The sequence below is a fragment of the Erythrobacter mangrovi genome (genome assembly GCF_013260645.1).
GTDB classification, from domain to species: Bacteria; Pseudomonadota; Alphaproteobacteria; order Sphingomonadales; family Sphingomonadaceae; genus Qipengyuania; species Qipengyuania mangrovi.
This window is the reverse complement of sequence record NZ_CP053921.1, coordinates 2,788,784-2,805,232: the sequence shown is the minus strand read 5'-3', so window position 1 is coordinate 2,805,232 and position 16,449 is coordinate 2,788,784. Positions and strand designations below refer to the sequence as shown.

General features: G+C 62.2%; 23 protein-coding genes, 1 tRNA gene and 2 pseudogenes. 10 read left to right on the top strand and 16 right to left on the bottom strand.

Going from position 1 to position 16,449, the window contains the following annotated elements; genetic code table 11:
- Positions 1 to 7: 7 nt before the first annotated feature.
- The 3 genes from rpmH to HQR01_RS13955 form a co-directional block, all read right to left on the bottom strand.
- Positions 8 to 142, bottom strand: coding sequence for a 50S ribosomal protein L34 (gene rpmH, locus HQR01_RS13965; RefSeq protein ID WP_006833929.1), 135 nt, complete (start codon positions 140 to 142; stop codon positions 8 to 10).
- Positions 143 to 260: 118 nt separating this feature from the next.
- Positions 261 to 875: an alpha/beta hydrolase gene (locus tag HQR01_RS13960; protein WP_173215584.1), complete on the bottom strand. Its 615-nt coding sequence runs from the start codon at positions 873 to 875 to the stop codon at positions 261 to 263.
- A gap of 12 nt (positions 876 to 887) precedes the next feature.
- The gene (locus HQR01_RS13955) at positions 888 to 1,199 is read right to left on the bottom strand and encodes a hypothetical protein (protein ID WP_173215582.1); all 312 of its coding nucleotides are present in this window, start codon (positions 1,197 to 1,199) and stop codon (positions 888 to 890) included.
- Positions 1,200 to 1,358: 159 nt separating this feature from the next.
- Between HQR01_RS13955 and HQR01_RS13950 the strand changes: the two are divergent.
- Both HQR01_RS13950 and HQR01_RS13945 read left to right on the top strand, forming a co-directional pair.
- Positions 1,359 to 2,273, top strand: a pseudogene (locus HQR01_RS13950) (YifB family Mg chelatase-like AAA ATPase); the annotation flags it as partial.
- A gap of 137 nt (positions 2,274 to 2,410) precedes the next feature.
- Positions 2,411 to 3,199, top strand: a complete 789-nt coding sequence (locus tag HQR01_RS13945) for a hypothetical protein (RefSeq protein ID WP_173215580.1) — start codon at positions 2,411 to 2,413, stop codon at positions 3,197 to 3,199.
- On the opposite strand, the gene HQR01_RS13940 is transcribed toward HQR01_RS13945, so the two are convergent.
- Positions 3,194 to 3,418: a DUF6471 domain-containing protein gene (locus HQR01_RS13940; protein ID WP_173215578.1), complete on the bottom strand. Its 225-nt coding sequence runs from the start codon at positions 3,416 to 3,418 to the stop codon at positions 3,194 to 3,196. The genes HQR01_RS13945 and HQR01_RS13940 overlap by 6 nt on opposite strands.
- A gap of 104 nt (positions 3,419 to 3,522) precedes the next feature.
- Here HQR01_RS13940 and HQR01_RS13935 point away from each other — a divergent pair, with 104 nt between their 5' ends.
- A complete protein-coding gene (locus HQR01_RS13935) occupies positions 3,523 to 4,476 on the top strand; it encodes an IS1595 family transposase (RefSeq protein ID WP_173215576.1) in 954 nt (317 codons plus the stop codon).
- A 304-nt stretch (positions 4,477 to 4,780) separates the two neighbouring features.
- Here the strand turns inward: HQR01_RS13935 and HQR01_RS13930 are convergent.
- Both HQR01_RS13930 and HQR01_RS13925 read right to left on the bottom strand, forming a co-directional pair.
- A tRNA-Ala gene (locus tag HQR01_RS13930) sits at positions 4,781 to 4,867 on the bottom strand.
- Between the two features lie 142 nt (positions 4,868 to 5,009).
- Positions 5,010 to 5,447 carry a hypothetical protein gene (locus tag HQR01_RS13925; protein ID WP_173215574.1) on the bottom strand — a complete coding sequence of 146 codons (438 nt, stop codon included), beginning with the start codon at positions 5,445 to 5,447 and terminating at the stop codon, positions 5,010 to 5,012.
- Between the two features lie 63 nt (positions 5,448 to 5,510).
- On the opposite strand from HQR01_RS13925, the pseudogene HQR01_RS13920 reads away from it, so the two are divergent.
- Positions 5,511 to 6,116 (top strand): annotated as a pseudogene (locus HQR01_RS13920) (ATP-binding protein); the annotation flags it as partial.
- A gap of 1 nt (position 6,117) precedes the next feature.
- Here the strand turns inward: HQR01_RS13920 and HQR01_RS15150 are convergent.
- Positions 6,118 to 6,465, bottom strand: a complete 348-nt coding sequence (locus tag HQR01_RS15150) for a hypothetical protein (RefSeq protein ID WP_188115103.1) — start codon at positions 6,463 to 6,465, stop codon at positions 6,118 to 6,120.
- Positions 6,466 to 6,673: 208 nt separating this feature from the next.
- Here HQR01_RS15150 and HQR01_RS13910 point away from each other — a divergent pair, with 208 nt between their 5' ends.
- Positions 6,674 to 7,492 (top strand): hypothetical protein, encoded by an 819-nt coding sequence (locus tag HQR01_RS13910; protein ID WP_173215572.1) that lies wholly within the window; start codon positions 6,674 to 6,676, stop codon positions 7,490 to 7,492.
- Between the two features lie 12 nt (positions 7,493 to 7,504).
- On the opposite strand, the gene HQR01_RS13905 is transcribed toward HQR01_RS13910, so the two are convergent.
- Positions 7,505 to 8,059 carry a winged helix-turn-helix transcriptional regulator gene (locus tag HQR01_RS13905; RefSeq protein ID WP_173215570.1) on the bottom strand — a complete coding sequence of 185 codons (555 nt, stop codon included), beginning with the start codon at positions 8,057 to 8,059 and terminating at the stop codon, positions 7,505 to 7,507.
- A 187-nt stretch (positions 8,060 to 8,246) separates the two neighbouring features.
- Here HQR01_RS13905 and HQR01_RS13900 point away from each other — a divergent pair, with 187 nt between their 5' ends.
- Positions 8,247 to 8,588, top strand: coding sequence for a CC_3452 family protein (locus tag HQR01_RS13900; RefSeq protein WP_173215568.1), 342 nt, complete (start codon positions 8,247 to 8,249; stop codon positions 8,586 to 8,588).
- A gap of 74 nt (positions 8,589 to 8,662) precedes the next feature.
- Here HQR01_RS13900 and HQR01_RS13895 read toward each other — a convergent pair whose 3' ends face one another.
- The 3 genes from HQR01_RS13895 to galE form a co-directional block, all read right to left on the bottom strand.
- Positions 8,663 to 9,277: an HAD family hydrolase gene (locus tag HQR01_RS13895; RefSeq protein WP_173215566.1), complete on the bottom strand. Its 615-nt coding sequence runs from the start codon at positions 9,275 to 9,277 to the stop codon at positions 8,663 to 8,665.
- Positions 9,278 to 9,366: 89 nt separating this feature from the next.
- Complete coding sequence (gene ykgO, locus HQR01_RS13890) at positions 9,367 to 9,492, bottom strand: type B 50S ribosomal protein L36 (protein ID WP_029941846.1); 126 nt, start codon at positions 9,490 to 9,492, stop codon at positions 9,367 to 9,369.
- Between the two features lie 89 nt (positions 9,493 to 9,581).
- Positions 9,582 to 10,595, bottom strand: coding sequence for a UDP-glucose 4-epimerase GalE (gene galE, locus HQR01_RS13885; RefSeq protein WP_173215564.1), 1,014 nt, complete (start codon positions 10,593 to 10,595; stop codon positions 9,582 to 9,584).
- 135 nt (positions 10,596 to 10,730) lie between these two features.
- On the opposite strand from galE, the gene HQR01_RS13880 reads away from it, so the two are divergent.
- Both HQR01_RS13880 and HQR01_RS13875 read left to right on the top strand, forming a co-directional pair.
- A complete protein-coding gene (locus HQR01_RS13880; protein ID WP_173215562.1) occupies positions 10,731 to 11,336 on the top strand; it encodes a DUF4136 domain-containing protein in 606 nt (201 codons plus the stop codon).
- Entirely contained in the window at positions 11,333 to 12,472 is a 1,140-nt protein-coding gene (locus HQR01_RS13875) for a M14 family metallopeptidase (protein ID WP_173215560.1), read from the top strand. The genes HQR01_RS13880 and HQR01_RS13875 overlap by 4 nt, the downstream gene beginning before the upstream one ends.
- Positions 12,473 to 12,487: 15 nt before the next feature.
- Here HQR01_RS13875 and HQR01_RS13870 read toward each other — a convergent pair whose 3' ends face one another.
- Positions 12,488 to 12,661 carry a hypothetical protein gene (locus HQR01_RS13870; RefSeq protein ID WP_173215558.1) on the bottom strand — a complete coding sequence of 58 codons (174 nt, stop codon included), beginning with the start codon at positions 12,659 to 12,661 and terminating at the stop codon, positions 12,488 to 12,490.
- 277 nt (positions 12,662 to 12,938) lie between these two features.
- On the opposite strand from HQR01_RS13870, the gene HQR01_RS13865 reads away from it, so the two are divergent.
- Together HQR01_RS13865 and HQR01_RS13860 are read left to right on the top strand one after the other, a co-directional pair.
- The gene (locus tag HQR01_RS13865; RefSeq protein WP_173215556.1) at positions 12,939 to 13,262 is read left to right on the top strand and encodes an ArsR/SmtB family transcription factor; all 324 of its coding nucleotides are present in this window, start codon (positions 12,939 to 12,941) and stop codon (positions 13,260 to 13,262) included.
- Complete coding sequence (locus HQR01_RS13860; RefSeq protein ID WP_173215553.1) at positions 13,259 to 13,666, top strand: ArsI/CadI family heavy metal resistance metalloenzyme; 408 nt, start codon at positions 13,259 to 13,261, stop codon at positions 13,664 to 13,666. Before HQR01_RS13865 ends, HQR01_RS13860 begins: the two co-directional genes overlap by 4 nt.
- On the opposite strand, the gene HQR01_RS13855 is transcribed toward HQR01_RS13860, so the two are convergent.
- From HQR01_RS13855 to HQR01_RS13840, 4 genes are all read right to left on the bottom strand, one after another.
- Positions 13,663 to 14,682 (bottom strand): S66 peptidase family protein, encoded by a 1,020-nt coding sequence (locus HQR01_RS13855; RefSeq protein ID WP_173215551.1) that lies wholly within the window; start codon positions 14,680 to 14,682, stop codon positions 13,663 to 13,665. The genes HQR01_RS13860 and HQR01_RS13855 overlap by 4 nt on opposite strands.
- A complete protein-coding gene (locus HQR01_RS13850; RefSeq protein WP_173215549.1) occupies positions 14,679 to 15,083 on the bottom strand; it encodes a cytidine deaminase in 405 nt (134 codons plus the stop codon). The genes HQR01_RS13855 and HQR01_RS13850 overlap by 4 nt, the downstream gene beginning before the upstream one ends.
- A 10-nt stretch (positions 15,084 to 15,093) precedes the next feature.
- Positions 15,094 to 15,759 carry a glycoside hydrolase family 25 protein gene (locus HQR01_RS13845; protein ID WP_234030184.1) on the bottom strand — a complete coding sequence of 222 codons (666 nt, stop codon included), beginning with the start codon at positions 15,757 to 15,759 and terminating at the stop codon, positions 15,094 to 15,096.
- A 61-nt stretch (positions 15,760 to 15,820) separates the two neighbouring features.
- Positions 15,821 to 16,324 (bottom strand): UPF0262 family protein, encoded by a 504-nt coding sequence (locus tag HQR01_RS13840; protein ID WP_173215545.1) that lies wholly within the window; start codon positions 16,322 to 16,324, stop codon positions 15,821 to 15,823.
- Positions 16,325 to 16,449 lie beyond the last annotated feature (125 nt).

Here is a 16,449-nt window from a genome sequence, read left to right as displayed (position 1 = left end):
GATCAGATCACGCGCAGAGGTTCTTGCGACCGCGGGCGCGACGAGCGCGAAGCACCTTGCGGCCACCTGGGGTCGCCTTGCGCGCGAAGAAACCGTGGCGACGGGCGCGCACGAGGTTCGAGGGCTGGAAAGTCCGCTTCATCGGAAGTGTCCTTCAAAAATTTCCGGTTCCGGTAGCGGAATGCGCCACCAACAAAAAGGGCCACCCTGGCGGGGTGACCGCTTGAATGGCGCGCGCATAAGGAAGCGCGCGCTTGCCGTCAAGAGAAAGTCATGTCGGCATAGGCCAGTTTAGGGGCGGCTTGCGCAGCCGGCTTCACCTCTTCGCGGACCGCTCGTGATGGAGCGATCGTGCGCGAAACGGGGCGGCGTTCACCGAACGCAGGGAATGCCGGGCGCACCCAGCGACGCATATCGCGCGCGCCCAACCACAGGGCCGAGCGATGGGGTACCGAATTGGTGAAATCGTAGAAGGCTCGTGCCTGTTCGGTGCTCATCCCCATCTCGCGATAATAGTCGATGTACTTGCGATTCTCCGGTGCGTCGGCGGCGTAGTCGGCAGCTTCGCGGCCATAGTCGTCGATCCAGCTATGCACCGCGAACTCGGCGCCATCCGCGATGTCGCGTTCGATCCCGGCAAGAAACAGTTCAACAGCGCCCGAACGGACCGAGCCGATCGAGGGGACATGCGTCACCATCCCCGCCGTGCGGATCATCCGCCCCAGCTTCATGTTGGCCACATCATCGCGCGTGCCCGGGCATTCGACCATGTCGAGTTGCTCGAGCCCGGGAAAATCGCGCAGCATGGCGCGAAAGGCGCCCGGCGAGCCGTGGTCGGTTTCGCCCACCAGCGCGACCCGGCGCGAATCGAGCACCAGGAACGGGCCTTATTGCGCGATCCCGCGATTGTAGTTGCGATACTGCCGGTCGATGGCGGGCGAAGCCTTCCACAGCGGCAGCGGGGTCGCCGACATCTGGTACTGCGTGCGTGCGGCCGCGAGGCCGGCGGGTTCCTGCTGCTTGACCCGGGTGGTGGACTGCACTGCGGGAGCAATCGCACGACCGGCATGGACCTGTTGCACAACTGGCTTCGACACATAGACGATCGGCATGGCGACGAGGTTCAGCGACTGAGCCGCGGCCGGTGCGGCAATGGCAAGACCCAATAGCGAAAACAGGGCGGCCGCGAGTCGAAGCATGCCGAACCGATGCAGCCAGGCTGCTTGCCAGCTCCCCAAGGCTCATGCTTAACACCCCGGCAAGGGCATCGCTTGACTACCGAAACGGTCCGGTTTCCTCTCGACAAATCAATTTCTTGCGCGCATCCACTGGGGACTGCCACGAGGTAGGAGTTAACGCTGGTCGCGCTGGTCAAAACGGTCGCCTATCTCGGGCTCGAGGCTCGCGGCGTAGAGGTGCAATGCTCGGTCGCCCCGGGCTTGCCGAAGTTCAACATCGTCGGACTGGCCGACAAGGCCGTGGGCGAAAGCAAAGAGCGGGTGCGTGCCGCACTCGCTAGCATGGGGCTGGCCCTGCCGCCCAAGCGCATCACCATCAATCTCTCGCCAGCCGACCTACCCAAGGAAGGCAGCCACTACGACCTGCCGATCGCGCTCGCGCTGCTCGCGGCGATGGGCGTTACCGATGCCGAGCAGCTGACCGACTGGATTGCGGTGGGCGAGCTGGCGCTCGACGCGCGAGTAGTGCCCTCGCCCGGCGTCCTGCTCGCCGCGCTGCATGCCAGCGAGCAGGAGCTGGGCCTGATCTGCCCGTATGCGCAGGGTTCCGAAGCACGCTGGGCGAGCGAGGTGCCGGTCTGCGCTGCTCCCGACCTGGCGAGCCTACTCAACCACCTCAAGGGCACGCAACGCCTGCCCGAACCCGTGCCAGGGGAAGTGGAAGAACCGGGAGCCGGGCCGGATCTCAAGCAGGTAAAAGGGCAGGAAGGTGCCAAGCGAGCGCTGGAGATCGCTGCCGCAGGTGGGCACAACCTGTTGATGGTTGGACCGCCGGGCGCAGGCAAGTCGCTGATGGCGAGCTGCCTTCCGGGGATCCTGCCCCCCCTGACCCCAGCCGAGGCGCTGGAGGTCAGCATGGTCCAATCGGTCGCGGGCACGCTGGAGGATGGGCGTATCAGCCGCGCCCGGCCGTTCCGCGCGCCGCATCATTCGGCGAGCATGGCTGCGCTCACCGGCGGCGGCCTCAAGGTCAAGCCGGGAGAGGTGAGCCTTGCCCATCTCGGCGTGCTGTTCCTCGACGAATTGCCCGAATTCCACGGCATTATGTAGCAAGCGCACCAAACCGATTACGGAAGCCCTGCGCATGAGGGCGGCTGTAATCACTGGCGATGCGATTGACCCTCGCCTAGAACCGAATCCATTTTGGCGGCGAAATGGAGCAAGACTCTACTATGAACTTTCTCAAGTATCTTGGCTTGCTGTTCAATCGGGCCGCCCAGAAGTCGGTTCTTCTGACCGACAGGCTGACAATATTAATTGTGCCATTTGCCACGCTCGCGCTTTGGATGGCGGGTGCTGAGATGACAGACTCAGTCCAAGAGACCCTTTTCCTAGGCGTTGCAATGACAGTCCTCGCTGTGGTTGTCCTGCGCTTGGTCGCGGCTTCTTATTTCGTCTGGAAAGAGGACCAGGACGAAAAAGAGGCGCTGGTCGGGGAGATCGAAAGGCCCGAGCGGCTTCTCAGGGCCGACCTGCGCCAATTTAGCCTAGATAACCGCAAGGCGCTGAGCGTGGCGCTGGCGAAGCTGTCAGCCATCGCCAACCTCAAAACAGAGCCGATGTTGCAGGCTGGTTATAGCGCCGATCAGATCAATAAGCTTGTTGTTGAGATCGACACCCTCATCAATCAACTCTCTTATGACTACCGGGTGAGAGTGGCCGCACTGCATTTCAGAGACTATTGCATCGACCTGATCTCAGGGGAAAGGGATGGGCGCGATACCTTGTGGGAGCGCCGAAAGCTGGTGTTCAAGCTTCTGCACAAGGAAGATCATGTGAATGACGACCTCACATTGGTAGAGTTGGCAATCGTCATTGAGGACGAAGATGGGGAATGCAATTTCGCGTCGAAGGGCGTTTTGGCCGAACTCAAGGAGCAGATACGAGAGTTGGGCGGGGAATATTATAATCGCGAAGTGCGCGATGACCTCCGCCGAAAATTGAAGGACAATCAGTCATAGGCGCAACTCAGTCACCCCGATTGCCGTCAGACATTGAACAAGAAACACCGAAGTAAACTTACCGCGACTGATCTTGTTGCGAATGTTCGGCTCGGTATCGTGAACCCCAATGTCCGCCAGTCTCCCGACCAGCTCGGCATAGGTCACGTTCTTTCGCTTTAACTCGGCTTTCAGGAGGCCCTTAACGCGGTCCTCCCATTCCTTTTCCTTGACGGGCATATGCCGCTCCTGTGATGCTAAATATCACTATACGCGATGCATTTGCCATTGACAAGAGTACATGATGTCATCATAAAGAGTGCATAAGCACTGGAAACGATGACATGGCACAACACTTTCTTCTCTCCGCAAAGGCCCGCACTCTCTCGCTGGCGAAGGTATTTCGCATGGGCGAGGATGCCGCTTACGGTGTATTCTGTGACCTGCGTTGGCCGGACACGGACGGTGAGCCTGTGTGCCCCAAGTGCGGCTGCACGGACGCCTATCACATCTCGACCCGCCGCAAGTTCAAGTGCGTTGCCTGCTACCACCAGTACAGCGTCACCAGCGGTACGATCTTTGCCTCGCGCAAGCTGTCGTACACCGACCTGCTCGCTGCGATTGTCATCTTCGTGAATGGCGCAAAGGGTATCAGCGCCCTGCAAATGAGCCGTGATCTGGACGTGCAATACAAGACTGCCTTCGTCCTCTCGCACAAACTGCGCGAAGCGATGGCGCGCGAAGATATTGGCCGCACCCTTTCCGGCGAAGTCGAATTGGACGGTGCCTATTTTGGCGGTCACGTCCGCCCCGCAAATCGCAAGGACAATCGCCGTGACCGTCGCCTTGCAATCAATCAGACTGGCAAGCGCCAGGTGGTGGTCGTGGGCCGCGAACGCGGTGGTCAGTCGCTTGCCATCGTCGCCAAGAGCGAAGCGCGCGGCGGGGAAATGATTTCCGCGAGCATCCACCACATGTCGACCGTCCATGCCGACGAAGCTTCGCACTGGGATGACCTACACGCCAAGTTCGATACGTACCGCATCAACCACACGGTTGCGTACTCGGATGGCATTGCTTGCACCAATCAGGCGGAAAGCTTCTTCTCGCGCCTTCGCCGGATGGAAGTTGGTACGCACCACCATATCGCAGGTCCGTACCTGCAAGCCTATGCGCATGAGGCTTCGTTCCGCGAGGATAACCGCCGCGTCTCGAATGGCGGGCAGGCTGCGATGGTGTTGGAAGCCGCTATGGCATCGCGTCAGAGCCGCCAGTGGGCGGGGTACTGGCAGCGCTAAAATAGTTTGGGGGCCAGCCTTACGACTGACCCCCTCAACCTTTGACCTGTAGCGGTCTCCACTCTGGTCTCTCTCCAGAGACGGGCATTTCTGCCCGCCGAACGTCCCAATTTAATGCACTGACAAACGTCAGGTAGCGATGCAGAAAATTGAGCGTTCTGTGCTGCACTACGCGCAGCGCGTAAAAATTCCAACAATTTTGCTATAGGATTTTGTCGATGAATCCAGCCTGACTGATTCACTGACTCGATTTATGAGGGGGTTGGTGAGCGTGTAGCGCGCTCACCGTTCCAACCTTTTTGCGAGACCGCGACAGGACTCGAACCTGCACCTGCGCTACACAGGACTTCCCCATTGCAAAAGGGGTGCGTTACCATTCCGCCACGCGGCCAAAGGTCTGGATGGTTAATACTTCGCCTAGCGTGTTGAGTCGAATCACCTTTTCAGGCGTCCGTAAGTTATCCACAGGGTCGAAAATGAAAGAACGGATAGAATTTGCCTTGTTGCTCGGCCTGATACTGCTTGGCTTTGCCCTATGGGTTTTTGGCTAGGCTCCACACCAGCAACCCGCCTTTTCCTTTCTCCGAACATACCAGCACTCGCTCCCGCAAGTTCCGTAGTGCCGCCCCTATCCGCTTGTGCATCGCCTTCTGTAGGCCGCTGTCGTTCACGTTTAGCTCGCGTTCGGCCATGAGGCGCAACGTGATAGCTTTCGCGTCCATCGGCCCTTCCTTGCGCAGCATGGCGAGGATTGCGCGCGTGACCTGTCCCTTGAAGGCCCTGTGACGTGGTGGGAGCGGCTTGGGCTTTATCTCGTCCAGTTCGATATCCGGCACGAACATGCGCAGCGTGGCGTCTATGTGGTCCATGTCGATGAATGCTTGCCGAAGTTGATCCTGCAAGGCGTCGATGGTCCCGGCGAGTTCCCCGCGCTTGTCGCGTAGGGCAGTGATTGCGTGCTGTGTCCCCATATTCGATACGTATCACATCGTAGGCGTAGGCGTCCGCCTCTTATTTGGTGCGCTTGCTACATAATGCCGGAATTCCAGCGCGCTGTGCTCGATTCGCTGCGCCAGCCGCTCGAAACAGGCAAGGTCGACGTTGCCCGCGCCAACGCGCATGTCACCTTTCCCGCCAATGTCCAACTGGTGGCGGCAATGAACCCGTGCCGTTGCGGACATCTGGGCGATGCCGCGCTCGCCTGCAGTCGTGCACCACGGTGCGCCGCGGATTACCAGGGCAAGGTCAGTGGGCCGATGCTCGATCGGATCGACCTGCATGTCGAAGTCGACCCCGTCAGCGCCGCCGATCTGGCGTTGCCGCCACCGTCAGAAGGCAGTGCGGAAGTTGCTGCGCGTGTGTTCGCCGCCAGGCAGCGCCAAACGGCGCGCGCCGGAGAGACCGGGGTACGCACCAATGCCGAACTCGACGGGGACGCGCTCGAGCGATTCGCCACGCCTGACGAACAGGGCCGCCACCTGCTGATGCAGGCAACGACCGCAATGCGCCTGTCGGCGCGCGGCTACACCCGCATGCTGCGAGTGGCACGAACGATCGCGGATCTCGCAGGAGTGGAAGAGGTCGGGCGTATCCATCTGGCGGAAGCGCTCAGCTACCGCCGGATGGCTCCGCGCGCCTGACTCAATCCTCGCTCAGGTCGAGGTTAAGCCTCACCGTCTCATGTTCCCGATCACCCTCGAACTTGGCGAGGAACTGCTCGATCGGCATGGCCTGGCTACGGTCAACCATGGGGTTCGACTTGGCCATCTCGACTGCCCTCAGCTCATCCGGCGTCATGCGGACATGGATATAGGGCATCCACACGTCTCCATAGTCGGCCTTCTGGTACCAAACATCGAGGATGTCGTATGACGCCCAGGAACCGTTCGGCTCTTTCAGGCGAATGCCCTCACCGATGCGTGGTACGGTCACGACCTTGATCTGGAAGACCGTCTGGTGCGTCTCATTTTGGATTTCGATATCGATCACAGCGAATCCGGCTCACTCAAAACTTCGCGAATTGGGTCCTCTATGGCCACGACGTGTTGAGATCACTTTAACGATGACGTCACGCAGCCAAACTATCTTTTGCGGTTTATGGTGACGTCACGGCGGCCTTGAATTCGCCCGCAATCCCGCCCATGGCCGCGGAGGGGGACCGGTAAACGGGCGCGGCCTTGGGCCGATTTTGAGGTCGATGTCCTTGCTGCAGCGCATTGCCGAGTTTCGTTCCAGCGGTGGTGCGCCCTCGCGCGTCGCATGGTCCGAATTGCCGCCCGAAACGCGTCAGCGCGTGATCGGGATCGCGCTTGCCGTCCTGTTCGAAGCCTTGTTGATCGCCTTGTTGCTGTCGCTGGGCGCCGCAAAGCCGCAGGGCGAACCCGACAACGAATCGCTGGTGACTTTCGCTGCGAGTGACGTGAATGATGCGCCCGAGCCTGCGGAGGAGCCCGATAAGGCCCCGAAAGATGCCGCGGCACAGCCCCAACCCCGGCCTGAACCGCCGAGAGAACCGCCCGAGACCCCGCAAATCCCGACTCCGGAGAAGCAGCCGCCTGCGCTGATTCCCGTATCGCCCGACACCATGCGGCAGCTAGACATCGCGCGCGTCCCGCCAGCAAAGCCGGCGCAGGCAGCCGGGCCGGTGGGTCCGGCCGACACGGCCCGGTCGGGAGACTCGCAGCGAATCGCAGGCAGTGGCCCCAATGGCGAACCGCTTTATGCAGCGCGTTGGTATCGCGAGCCGACGCACGACGAGCTGGCTGGTTACCTCTCGACGGCGTCCGGGCCAGGCTGGGGATTGATCAACTGCCAGACCGCCCCGAAATTCCGGGTGGAGAACTGCGTGCTGGTGGGTGAATCGCCGCAGGGGTCGGGAATCGGCCGCGCGGTGCTCGCGGCCGCTTGGCAGTTCAAGGTTCGCCCACCGCAGATCGGTGGGCGCCCTCAGGTCGGCCAATGGGTGCGAATCAGGATCGACTATACGATCAGCCGCACTCCGCCTCCCGGCTACTAGGTCAAGATCCGCTCAGGCGGCGTCGCGCGCGGCGCGAGCGGCATCGATGGCAACCACCGAACCGGCCTGCAGCGCCCCGACCGGTTCGGCGCGGGTACCGTCGGCACGAACACCAAGGTTCTTGCGTTCGACCAGGTAGAGATCGGACGGACCAAGGATGCGGCCATCGTGGCTGAGAATCGAGGTTGGGCCGATCGGAAGGCGGTCGCGTTCATCCACAAGGACGGGATTCTCGCTCACCTCGGCGCCGTACTTCTGGCCCCACTGGCGCAGGGCCACCATCGCAGGCAGCAGGTCGAAGCCCTTGTCGGTCAGGCGATACTCGATCTTGCGCCGATCGTCGGGGCAGGGATCGCGCTTAAGAATGCCGTGCTCGACAAGCTTTGCTAGTCGATTCGAAAGGATATTGCGCGCGATCCCGAGCTCGCTGAGGAATTCCTCGAAGTGATGCAGGCCGTTAAAGCTGGCGCGCAGGATCATGAAAGACCAGCGTTCTCCCATGACTTCAAGCGCTTGCGGCAAGCCACACTCGGTAAGTTCACGCAGCGGTTCGCGGATATCGCCCATAAGATCAGTCCTCTTCCTGCAACCTACTTAGCGTGAAAATCTCAGAAGCCAAATTTTTCAAAAAATCGGGTTGCTTTGCGCAACTTAAACCACTAGGTAGCGATTCGCAACGGGTTGCTAATTGAAACTTATATTGCAGAAATAGCAATCACTGTTGAGAAAATTGCAAGCGAGAAGGACCCTCCCCATGACCCTCAATCTCCCCCGCTCGACCAGCCTTGGAGCAATCATTGGCGCCGTTGCCTGGACTTCGCTGACCTTTGGCGCAGCGATCACCCCTACCCCAGCCGCTGCTGCCGCCAGCGAACCCTTCTACACCGTCGAGCTGAGCAAGCCGGCCGAGAAGGGCACCGTCATCGCCGGTGGCGTCGCCTGGAGCTGCAAGGGCACCAAGTGCGTCGCCCCGAAGAGCAATTCGCGCCCGCTGCGCGTGTGTCGCGAGCTTCAGAAGGAGCATGGCGACATTACCGGCTTCACCGCCCGTGGCGAAGCCCTAGCGGAAGACGCCCTGGCCAAGTGCAACGGCTGATCTGACTTCCCCCCACCCTCTCCATCGGTGGGTTTCCTCGAGGGCTTCGGCGTTAGTTCGCCGGAGCCCTCTTTTTATGCCTGCGTGATGAGACCGCGCTCGACGAGATCGGTTTCGAGCCGTGCGGCTTCGGTGAAATGGTGGACCTGCCAACCGCAGGCACGTGCAGTTGCGATATTGGCGGCGTTATCGTCGACGAACAGCATGGTTGCGGCAGGATGGCCAAACCGCTGCTCGGCCAGGGCGAAGATCGCGGGGTCGGGCTTCGCCAGCCGCTCCTCACCCGAAACCACGATATCGTGGAAGACATCCAACAGCGGCGCGGTTGGCCGAAATCCCGCCCATAGGTCGGCCCCGAAATTGGTGATCGCGAACAGAGGCACGCCCGCGGCATCGAGCCTGTCCACCAATGCATGGCTGCCGGGCACAGGCCCTGGAATGGTATCGTTGAAGCGCGTCGCGTAGGCGTGGATCTCCGCTTCGAAATCCGGGAAAAGCGCGATCCGTTCGGGCACCATCTCCGCCAGCGGACGGCCCGCGTCGTGCTGAAAGTGCCACTCTTCGGTGACAACTTCGGAGATCACTTTCTCGAGCCGGACGGGGTCGTCGACGATCTGGCGGAACAGATAGGCGAGTTCCCATTGGTAGAGTACCCGCCCCACGTCGAAGACCACGGCAGAGACTGTCACTTCGTCACCTCAAACGCGAACGGCCCGCGCTCCTTTCGGAGCCGGGCCGGCCTGCAAGACTGCCGCCGCCAAGGGGCGGCGCGCCCGAATCAGCCCTGACGGGCCTTGAAGCGGCGGTTGGTCTTGTTGATGACGTAGGTGCGCCCGCGACGACGGATCACACGGCAATCCCGGTGGCGGTCCTTGAGCGACTTGAGGCTGTTGCGGATCTTCATGGTCTATCTCATCAAATAAATACGCGCCGGAGTTGGGCCCCCGACGCGCCGAATTCAAGCGCGCCCGTTAACGGGGGAAGCGATTCCCGTCAACCGTCTCCACGGATTTCCGCGAGGCGGCGCTCCCATTGTAGTGCGTGGGCCACGATCGTGTCGAGGTCGGCATATTGCGGCTGCCATGGCAGCGTAGCACGAATCCGCGAAGGATCGGAAATAAGCTGTCCCGGTTCCCCCGCCCGGCGTGGCTCGATCCGCCGTTCGATCGTACGATTGGTGACGCGGTCGACCGCATCGAGTACCTCGAGCACCGAGAACCCCCGCCCGTAGCCGCAGTTCAAGGTCAACGAGCGATCCGGCTGCTCGATCAGCGCCTCGAGCGCGAGCACATGCGCCGCGGCGAGGTCACTAACATGGATATAATCGCGCACGCCCGTGCCGTCGGGCGTGTCGAAGTCAGTCCCGAACACGCCGACATGCGTGCGCTTGCCCGTGGCCGCTTCGCAAGCGACCTTGATCAAATGCGTCGCCCCCGCGGTCGACTGACCCGTGCGTGCCTGCGGATCGGCCCCCGCGACATTGAAATAGCGCAGCGCGCAGAAGTTGAAGCCATGCGCAGCGCTGGCATCGGCCAGCATCCGTTCGGTCATCAACTTCGACCAACCATAGGGGTTGATCGGCTCTTTCGGCGTATCCTCCGCCGCCCGTTCGACCGCAGGGATACCATAGGTTGCAGCGGTCGAACTGAAGATGAAGTGATCGACCCCGCCGGCCACGGCCGCGGCAATCAGCGCACGGCTCTTCACCGTGTTGTTGTCATAATACTTGAGCGGATTCTCGACCGATTCAGGAACGATGATCGACCCGGCGAAATGCATGATTGCGTCGATCCCCTGTTCGGCGATGATCCTGGCGAGCAGTGCCTCGTCGGCGGTATCCCCCTCATAGAGGGGCACACCGTCGGGCACCGCAAAGGCAAATCCGGTCGAAAGATTGTCGATGACCGCGACGGGCCAGCCGGCGTCAACCAACGCAAGCACGGCATGGCTGCCGATATAGCCAGCTCCGCCAGTAACGAGCACGGGCACTTTTCTGCTATCGACCATGAGCCGCGGCCCTAGCATACGATTTGGTAACGGCAAGGAATCTAGGGGCCCCCGCAAGCGTCCCCATGCGGATTGTGGTTGCCAGCAGCTTGCCCGGTGTCACAACCACACGAAGAGACGTGAAAGGATCGCAGGATGAAAGCCTCACACGCACTATTCGGCCTTGCCGCAGCGCTTGCCTTGTCAGCCTGTGCCACACCAACGGGGCCCGTCGAGGTCACGCGCTTTGTGGCGCCCGAACGGCTGAGCGAAGTTGGCCGTGGAACCTTCTTTGTCGAAGCCATGCCAGGTGCCGATTCCAGTACGCTCGAGCTGGCCCCCTATAAGGCGGCAGTCGCGGCTGAACTGGTGCGGCTTGGCTTCATCGAAGCCGATCGGGGATCGGCCCGGCTGATCGCGCATGTCGGTGTCCAGCGCGGCCTGATCGAAGCGGGCAAGCGCCGTGGTCCGGTCAATGTCGGCGTCGGCGGATCGACCGGCAGCTATGGTTCGGGCGTAGGCCTTGGCATCGGCATCAATCTTGGCGGCGGCCCCAAGGATCGGATCGGCACCGAACTCACGGTGCGAATCGGTGAAAAGGATGGCGATTCCAGCCTGTGGGAGGGCCGCGCCGATTTCCGGCCACCCGAGAATTCACCCCTTGCACAGGGGGCGGCGAACGCTCAGACGGTCGCCTCCGCGCTGTTCCGGGACTTCCCCGGCAACAATGGCGAAACGATAGAAGTGAAGGTTTCCGAGTGAGCGATATCAGGATCGATTGCGGGTTCGACAGCGGCAACATCGAAGTGCTGTCGGTGGACGGTGCGACGGCAAAGCTGGCCGTTCGCAAGGACAACATGAGCGAATTCGCGCAATGGTTCCACTTTCGCGTCAGTGGTGCCGACGGGCGCGAGCTGGAACTGAAGATCACCGGACTCAATGGCAGCGCCTACCCGGGCGGTTGGCCCGGCTATGATGCATGCGCCTCCGAGGACCGCGACTACTGGGGCCGAGCAGCCTCAAGCTGGGACAAGGACGCCGACAACGGCACGCTGACCATCCGCTACGCCCCGGCCAGCGACATCGCCTACTTCGCCTACTTCGCGCCCTATTCCATGGAGCGGCACCACGATCTCGTGGCCGAAGCCGCCGCGTCTGAAGGCGTTACCTACCGCCATCTCGGCACCACGCTCGACGGGCAGCCGATCGACTGTCTTGAGATGGGTGAAGGCGAATTCCAGGTATGGCTCTATGCCCGCCAGCACCCGGGCGAAACGCAAGCCGAATGGTGGATGGAAGGCGCACTCGAAGTGCTCACCGATCCCACCGACAGCGTAGGCCGCGAGCTGCGCCAGCGTTGCCGCATCCATGTCGTGCCTAACGCAAATCCCGACGGTTCGCGTCGCGGGCACTTGCGCACCAACGCGGTAGGCGTGAACCTCAACCGCGAATGGGAAACCCCGACGCCCGAAAAGAGCCCCGAAGTGCTCGCCATCCGCAACGCCATGGATGAAACGGGCGTCGACTTCGCGATGGACGTCCACGGCGACGAGGCGATCCCGGTGGCGTTCCTGGCCGGCTATGAGGGCATTCCCAGCTGGACCGAGGAACATGGCGAGCGGTTCTATCGCTACGAGCGTATCCTCGACCGCCGCACCCCCGATTTCCAGACCGAGCAGGGTTATGCCAAGGCCAAGCGTGGTGGGGCCAACATGACCATGAGCACCACGCAGGTCGCGGAACGTTTCGGCGCCACCTCGATGACGCTGGAAATGCCCTACAAGGACAATCCGGCCAAGCCTGAGCCTGAGCAGGGCTGGAGCCCCGAACGCTGTAAGATGCTGGCGCGCGACTGCCTCGCCGCGCTACTCGAATGGCTCGACGGCAAGGACGCCTGAAACCCGGCCGGCCCGTCAGTCCTCCTGGATCTGGCGGGCCACCTCTTCGATACTCCCGGTAACCAGCAGCGGGCTGCTGCCGACGATACCGACCAGCGTCTGGCCGTTTTCGCCGGTACGCAACCATGCGACATTGCTGGCGACGACGAGATAGTCGCCCCCGCGGGACTTAAGCGACACGAATTTCATGGGAGTTTCTCCTGACGGGGGCGGTCTAGCACCGCCCGCGCCGGGACACACGGACATTCTCATTTCGATTTTCATCAAAACGTCATTGACAGGCGTAATGCAATCCTTCATTTCGATCATCATCGAATTGAAGGATTCTCGAAATGACCCAACCCTCTCGTCTCGACAGGTGGCTCGCCACGATAGCGCGACAGCTCCAGCTGTGTTGCCATCATGCGGTGGGCAACATCCCCTCCCACATGCTCGACGTCCCAAGACCCAAGAAGGACTGCTGCGCATGAACGACGTTGACGCCATTGCCGCCTTCGGAGCCCTGGCACAGGATCACCGGCTGGCTACCCTTCGGCAGCTGGTCCGCGCGGGAAAGACCGGCATGGCCGCGGGCGCGATTGCCGAAGCGATCGGCCTCGCCCCCAGTTCGCTGTCGTTCCACCTCGCCCAGCTGAGCCAGGCCGGGCTGGTGACCCAAGAACGCCAACACCGCACGATCATCTACCGCGCCGACTTCGCCGCGATCCAAACACTGGTCGGCTACCTTCTCGAAAACTGCTGCGAGGCCGATGGCTGCACCGCCGACCCGACCAAGGAGATTTCCGCATGAAACGCCTGCATGTCCACGTCGGCGTCGCCGACCTCGAACATTCGATCGGCTTCTATTCGACCTTGTTCGCTGCCGAACCGAGTGTCGTGAAACCCGACTACGCCAAGTGGATGCTCGACGATCCGCGGGTCAACTTCGCCATCTCGCAGCGCGCGGCGCACGGGGTCGAACACCTCGGCATCCAGGTCGAGGACGAGGCCGAACTGGCCGAGGTCTTCGCCCGACTTCAGGAGGCCGACCGGCCGGTGATCGAGGAGAAGGAAACCACCTGCTGCTATGCACGCTCGCGCAAGCAATGGGCCGCCGATCCGCAAGGCGTGGTGTGGGAGACATTCCTCACCATCGGCGACTCGGTCGATTACGGCGCCGGACCAGCCTTCGCCGAGCTGCGCAACGAAGCTTAGTCGACCATCGGCTCCAGCACCCTCAGCGTGCGCGCATCGGCATCGAGTTCGACCCGCACGCCCGAGGGCAGACAAAGCTGGTTGGTGATATGGCCGATGTTCGCCCCGGCAAAGGTCGGGATGCCGAGCGGCGCGAGGTGGTGATCGACCACCTGGTCCAGCGTAAAGCCGACGGCACCCGGTTCGCTGTCACTACAGCGCGTGCATTGGCCGAAAACCACCCCTGCCAGCGCATCGAGCACACCCGCGAGCTTGAGCTGCAGGAGCATCCGGTCGACGCGGTATTCGGCTTCATTGACGTCTTCGAGGAACAGCACCGCTCCGGTAAAGTCGGGCAACCAGGGTGTACCCATCAGCGTCGAGATGATCGTCAAATTGCCGCCGAGCAGCCGTCCGCTAGCCCGCCCACCGGTGATTGTGCGGCCCGGCCGACCGACCACCTGTTCCATCGCTTCGCCCCCTAGTACGGGCGCTTCGCCGGTGAAAGCGAGACGCCACAGGCTCTCCCAGCTCGCCTTTTCCCAGCGGCTCGCGCCGTTTGGACCATGGATCGTCGGGAAGCCACCGCGCGCGGCGATTGCGAGATGCAGCGCCGTCGTATCGCTGTATCCGATCAACAGCTTGGGATGGGCACAGATCGAGGACCAGTCGAGCAGCTCCAGCACACGCGCCCCGCCCCAGCCGCCTCGCACCGCGAAGAGCGCACGCACTTCCGGATCGGCGAACATGGCGTTGAGGTCGGCCGCGCGAGCCGCATCGCTTCCAGCGAGATAGCCGTCCTGTTCGGTGACATGAGTGCCGAGTTTGGGCACGAGGCCCATCGCCTCGATCCAATAGACCGCACGATCGAGCTCGTCGGGCAAGGTGACCGCGCTAGCCGGGGCGACAAGCCCGACCGTGTCACCCAACCGCAGCCGGGGCGGCTTGCGCGATGCGGCGGCCAATCCCGGTGCAGGCAACGCGACGAAAGCGGCCAAGGCGCCAATCCCGCCAAGCGCCGCCCGACGATCGATCATGCGAGACTGGTGGGCCCGAAGGCGTGGGGGAGCAGCTGCGACAAGCGCACACGGGCTACGCTATCCGGCCCGACGCAAAGGATCTCAGGATCGGTCCCGCCAAGCTGTGCAAGTTCATTGAGTACCTGGCGACATCGACCGCAGGGCGTGATCGGCTCAGCACCGGGGCCGGTCACCGCGACCTTTTCGAGCCCGCCACGCACGCCATCCGCCATCGCCTTGGCCACCGCCACCGTTTCCGCGCATAGCGCGAGACCGTAGCTCGCGTTTTCGACATTGGTGCCGGTGACCACACTGCCATCCTGGAACAGCAACGCGGCGCCGACCCCGAAGTTCGAATAGGGCGAATAGGAGTTTGCAGCGGCGTCTCGAGCGGCGGCGATCAGCTCTTGGTCGGTCATGTGCACTTCCTCACAACGGCCGTACCACCACCCAACGCAGTGGCTGGCCAGCGGCCTCACTTTTGTACCAGCGATTGGCGGTCCACATCAGCCAGGGCCGCGCCGCGTAATCGGGCTCGAACCAGCTCCGCGTCAACCAGAGCTGGCGATCGATCCGCTGCGACACACCATAGGCCGCTTCGAACTCCTCAATCGGCGCGAGGATCACTGGCTTCCCGGTATGCGCCTCGATCTGGTTGACCAGCGTGATCAGCTCGCTCTGCACGGCAGCCTTGGAGACGTGCTCAGCGCAGTGCTCGGTCGTATCCTCGAGCAGGATTGCAGGCGGCAGCAGGTCGCGATCGCGCGGAACCATGGTCACGAAATTGGCCGATTGCCCGTCTGCGGCCTGGCACGGATCAAAGCGATGCACGGCACCGACCTCCAGCCCGGCAGCCCGCGCGCGGACCATGTTCTGGGCAAAGCCAATATCATGGCCCGTGCTGCCTTCGCTCGCTTCGAGATAGACGAACTTGCCGCCCAGCCCATGCAGCGTATCGAACGCCACCGGGCCATCGGCTGCCGAAACCAGCGCACCCTGATCGGGCCACACTGACTCATCGGGCCGCCAGCTGCGGCCCTCGTATGCTGCATAGACTGCCGCTACCCCGATCAGCAGCAACAGAAACAACCCCATCTTCATTCCGCGCGACAGGCGAAAGGGCCTGCGCCGGCTTCGCTTGCGCCGCGCCATCGCCTCAACCCTTGATGTGCAGCACGCAGATCAGCGTGAACAATCGTCGCGCCGTGGCGAAATCGGTTTCGACCTTGCCTTCGAGGCGCTCGAGCAACAGTTCGGCAGCATTGTTGTGGACCCCGCGGCGCGCCATATCGATCGTTTCGATCTCCATCGGCGTCGCCTTGCGGATCGCCTGGTAATAGCTGTCGCAGATGGCGAAATATTCGCGGATCGGGCGACGGAAGCGGGCGAGACCGAGCAACAGCTCCTCGAGCAACTGGTCGTCCTTGTCGGCAATGGTCATCAGCAGCCGCCCGTCCTGCACCGCCAAGCGCAGGTTATAAGGGCCCGTCGCTCCACGCTCCGCCGCACGCAACGGCTTGAACACGTTGTCCTCGATCAGGTCGTAGATCGCAATGCGGCGTTCCTGTTCGATATCGGCGTTGCGCCAGATGATCGTCGCCTCGTCGAGCTCGATATGCGCGATGCGGTGGTCGCCAGGAGGGGAAGCGGATTCGGTCATGCCTATGTAACGCTTTCGCAACTGCGGCGATGCGGGGCAAGGTGGGACGGAATTTTGTTCACCTGGCTGCGACGGGAATCTGAAAGCGAAAAAATTCCTCAGGCTTCCACAGACCTATCCTCGGC

Excerpts from the sequence above, each read along its gene's own strand:
- rpmH (WP_006833929.1), bottom strand. The coding sequence starts at position 142 with ATGAAGCGGACTTTCCAGCCCTCGAACCTCGTGCGCGCCCGTCGCCAC.
- HQR01_RS13955 (WP_173215582.1), bottom strand. The coding sequence starts at position 1,199 with ATGCTTCGACTCGCGGCCGCCCTGTTTTCGCTATTGGGTCTTGCCATT.
- HQR01_RS13945 (WP_173215580.1), top strand. The coding sequence starts at position 2,411 with ATGAACTTTCTCAAGTATCTTGGCTTGCTGTTCAATCGGGCCGCCCAG.
- HQR01_RS13940 (WP_173215578.1), bottom strand. The coding sequence starts at position 3,418 with ATGCCCGTCAAGGAAAAGGAATGGGAGGACCGCGTTAAGGGCCTCCTG.
- HQR01_RS13935 (WP_173215576.1), top strand. The coding sequence starts at position 3,523 with ATGGCACAACACTTTCTTCTCTCCGCAAAGGCCCGCACTCTCTCGCTG.
- HQR01_RS13925 (WP_173215574.1), bottom strand. The coding sequence starts at position 5,447 with ATGGGGACACAGCACGCAATCACTGCCCTACGCGACAAGCGCGGGGAA.
- HQR01_RS13910 (WP_173215572.1), top strand. The coding sequence starts at position 6,674 with ATGTCCTTGCTGCAGCGCATTGCCGAGTTTCGTTCCAGCGGTGGTGCG.
- HQR01_RS13905 (WP_173215570.1), bottom strand. The coding sequence starts at position 8,059 with ATGGGCGATATCCGCGAACCGCTGCGTGAACTTACCGAGTGTGGCTTG.
- HQR01_RS13900 (WP_173215568.1), top strand. The coding sequence starts at position 8,247 with ATGACCCTCAATCTCCCCCGCTCGACCAGCCTTGGAGCAATCATTGGC.
- ykgO (WP_029941846.1), bottom strand. The coding sequence starts at position 9,492 with ATGAAGATCCGCAACAGCCTCAAGTCGCTCAAGGACCGCCACCGGGAT.
- galE (WP_173215564.1), bottom strand. The coding sequence starts at position 10,595 with ATGGTCGATAGCAGAAAAGTGCCCGTGCTCGTTACTGGCGGAGCTGGC.
- HQR01_RS13880 (WP_173215562.1), top strand. The coding sequence starts at position 10,731 with ATGAAAGCCTCACACGCACTATTCGGCCTTGCCGCAGCGCTTGCCTTG.
- HQR01_RS13870 (WP_173215558.1), bottom strand. The coding sequence starts at position 12,661 with ATGAAATTCGTGTCGCTTAAGTCCCGCGGGGGCGACTATCTCGTCGTC.
- HQR01_RS13865 (WP_173215556.1), top strand. The coding sequence starts at position 12,939 with ATGAACGACGTTGACGCCATTGCCGCCTTCGGAGCCCTGGCACAGGAT.
- HQR01_RS13860 (WP_173215553.1), top strand. The coding sequence starts at position 13,259 with ATGAAACGCCTGCATGTCCACGTCGGCGTCGCCGACCTCGAACATTCG.
- HQR01_RS13855 (WP_173215551.1), bottom strand. The coding sequence starts at position 14,682 with ATGATCGATCGTCGGGCGGCGCTTGGCGGGATTGGCGCCTTGGCCGCT.
- HQR01_RS13850 (WP_173215549.1), bottom strand. The coding sequence starts at position 15,083 with ATGACCGACCAAGAGCTGATCGCCGCCGCTCGAGACGCCGCTGCAAAC.
- HQR01_RS13845 (WP_234030184.1), bottom strand. The coding sequence starts at position 15,759 with ATGGGGTTGTTTCTGTTGCTGCTGATCGGGGTAGCGGCAGTCTATGCA.
- HQR01_RS13840 (WP_173215545.1), bottom strand. The coding sequence starts at position 16,324 with ATGACCGAATCCGCTTCCCCTCCTGGCGACCACCGCATCGCGCATATC.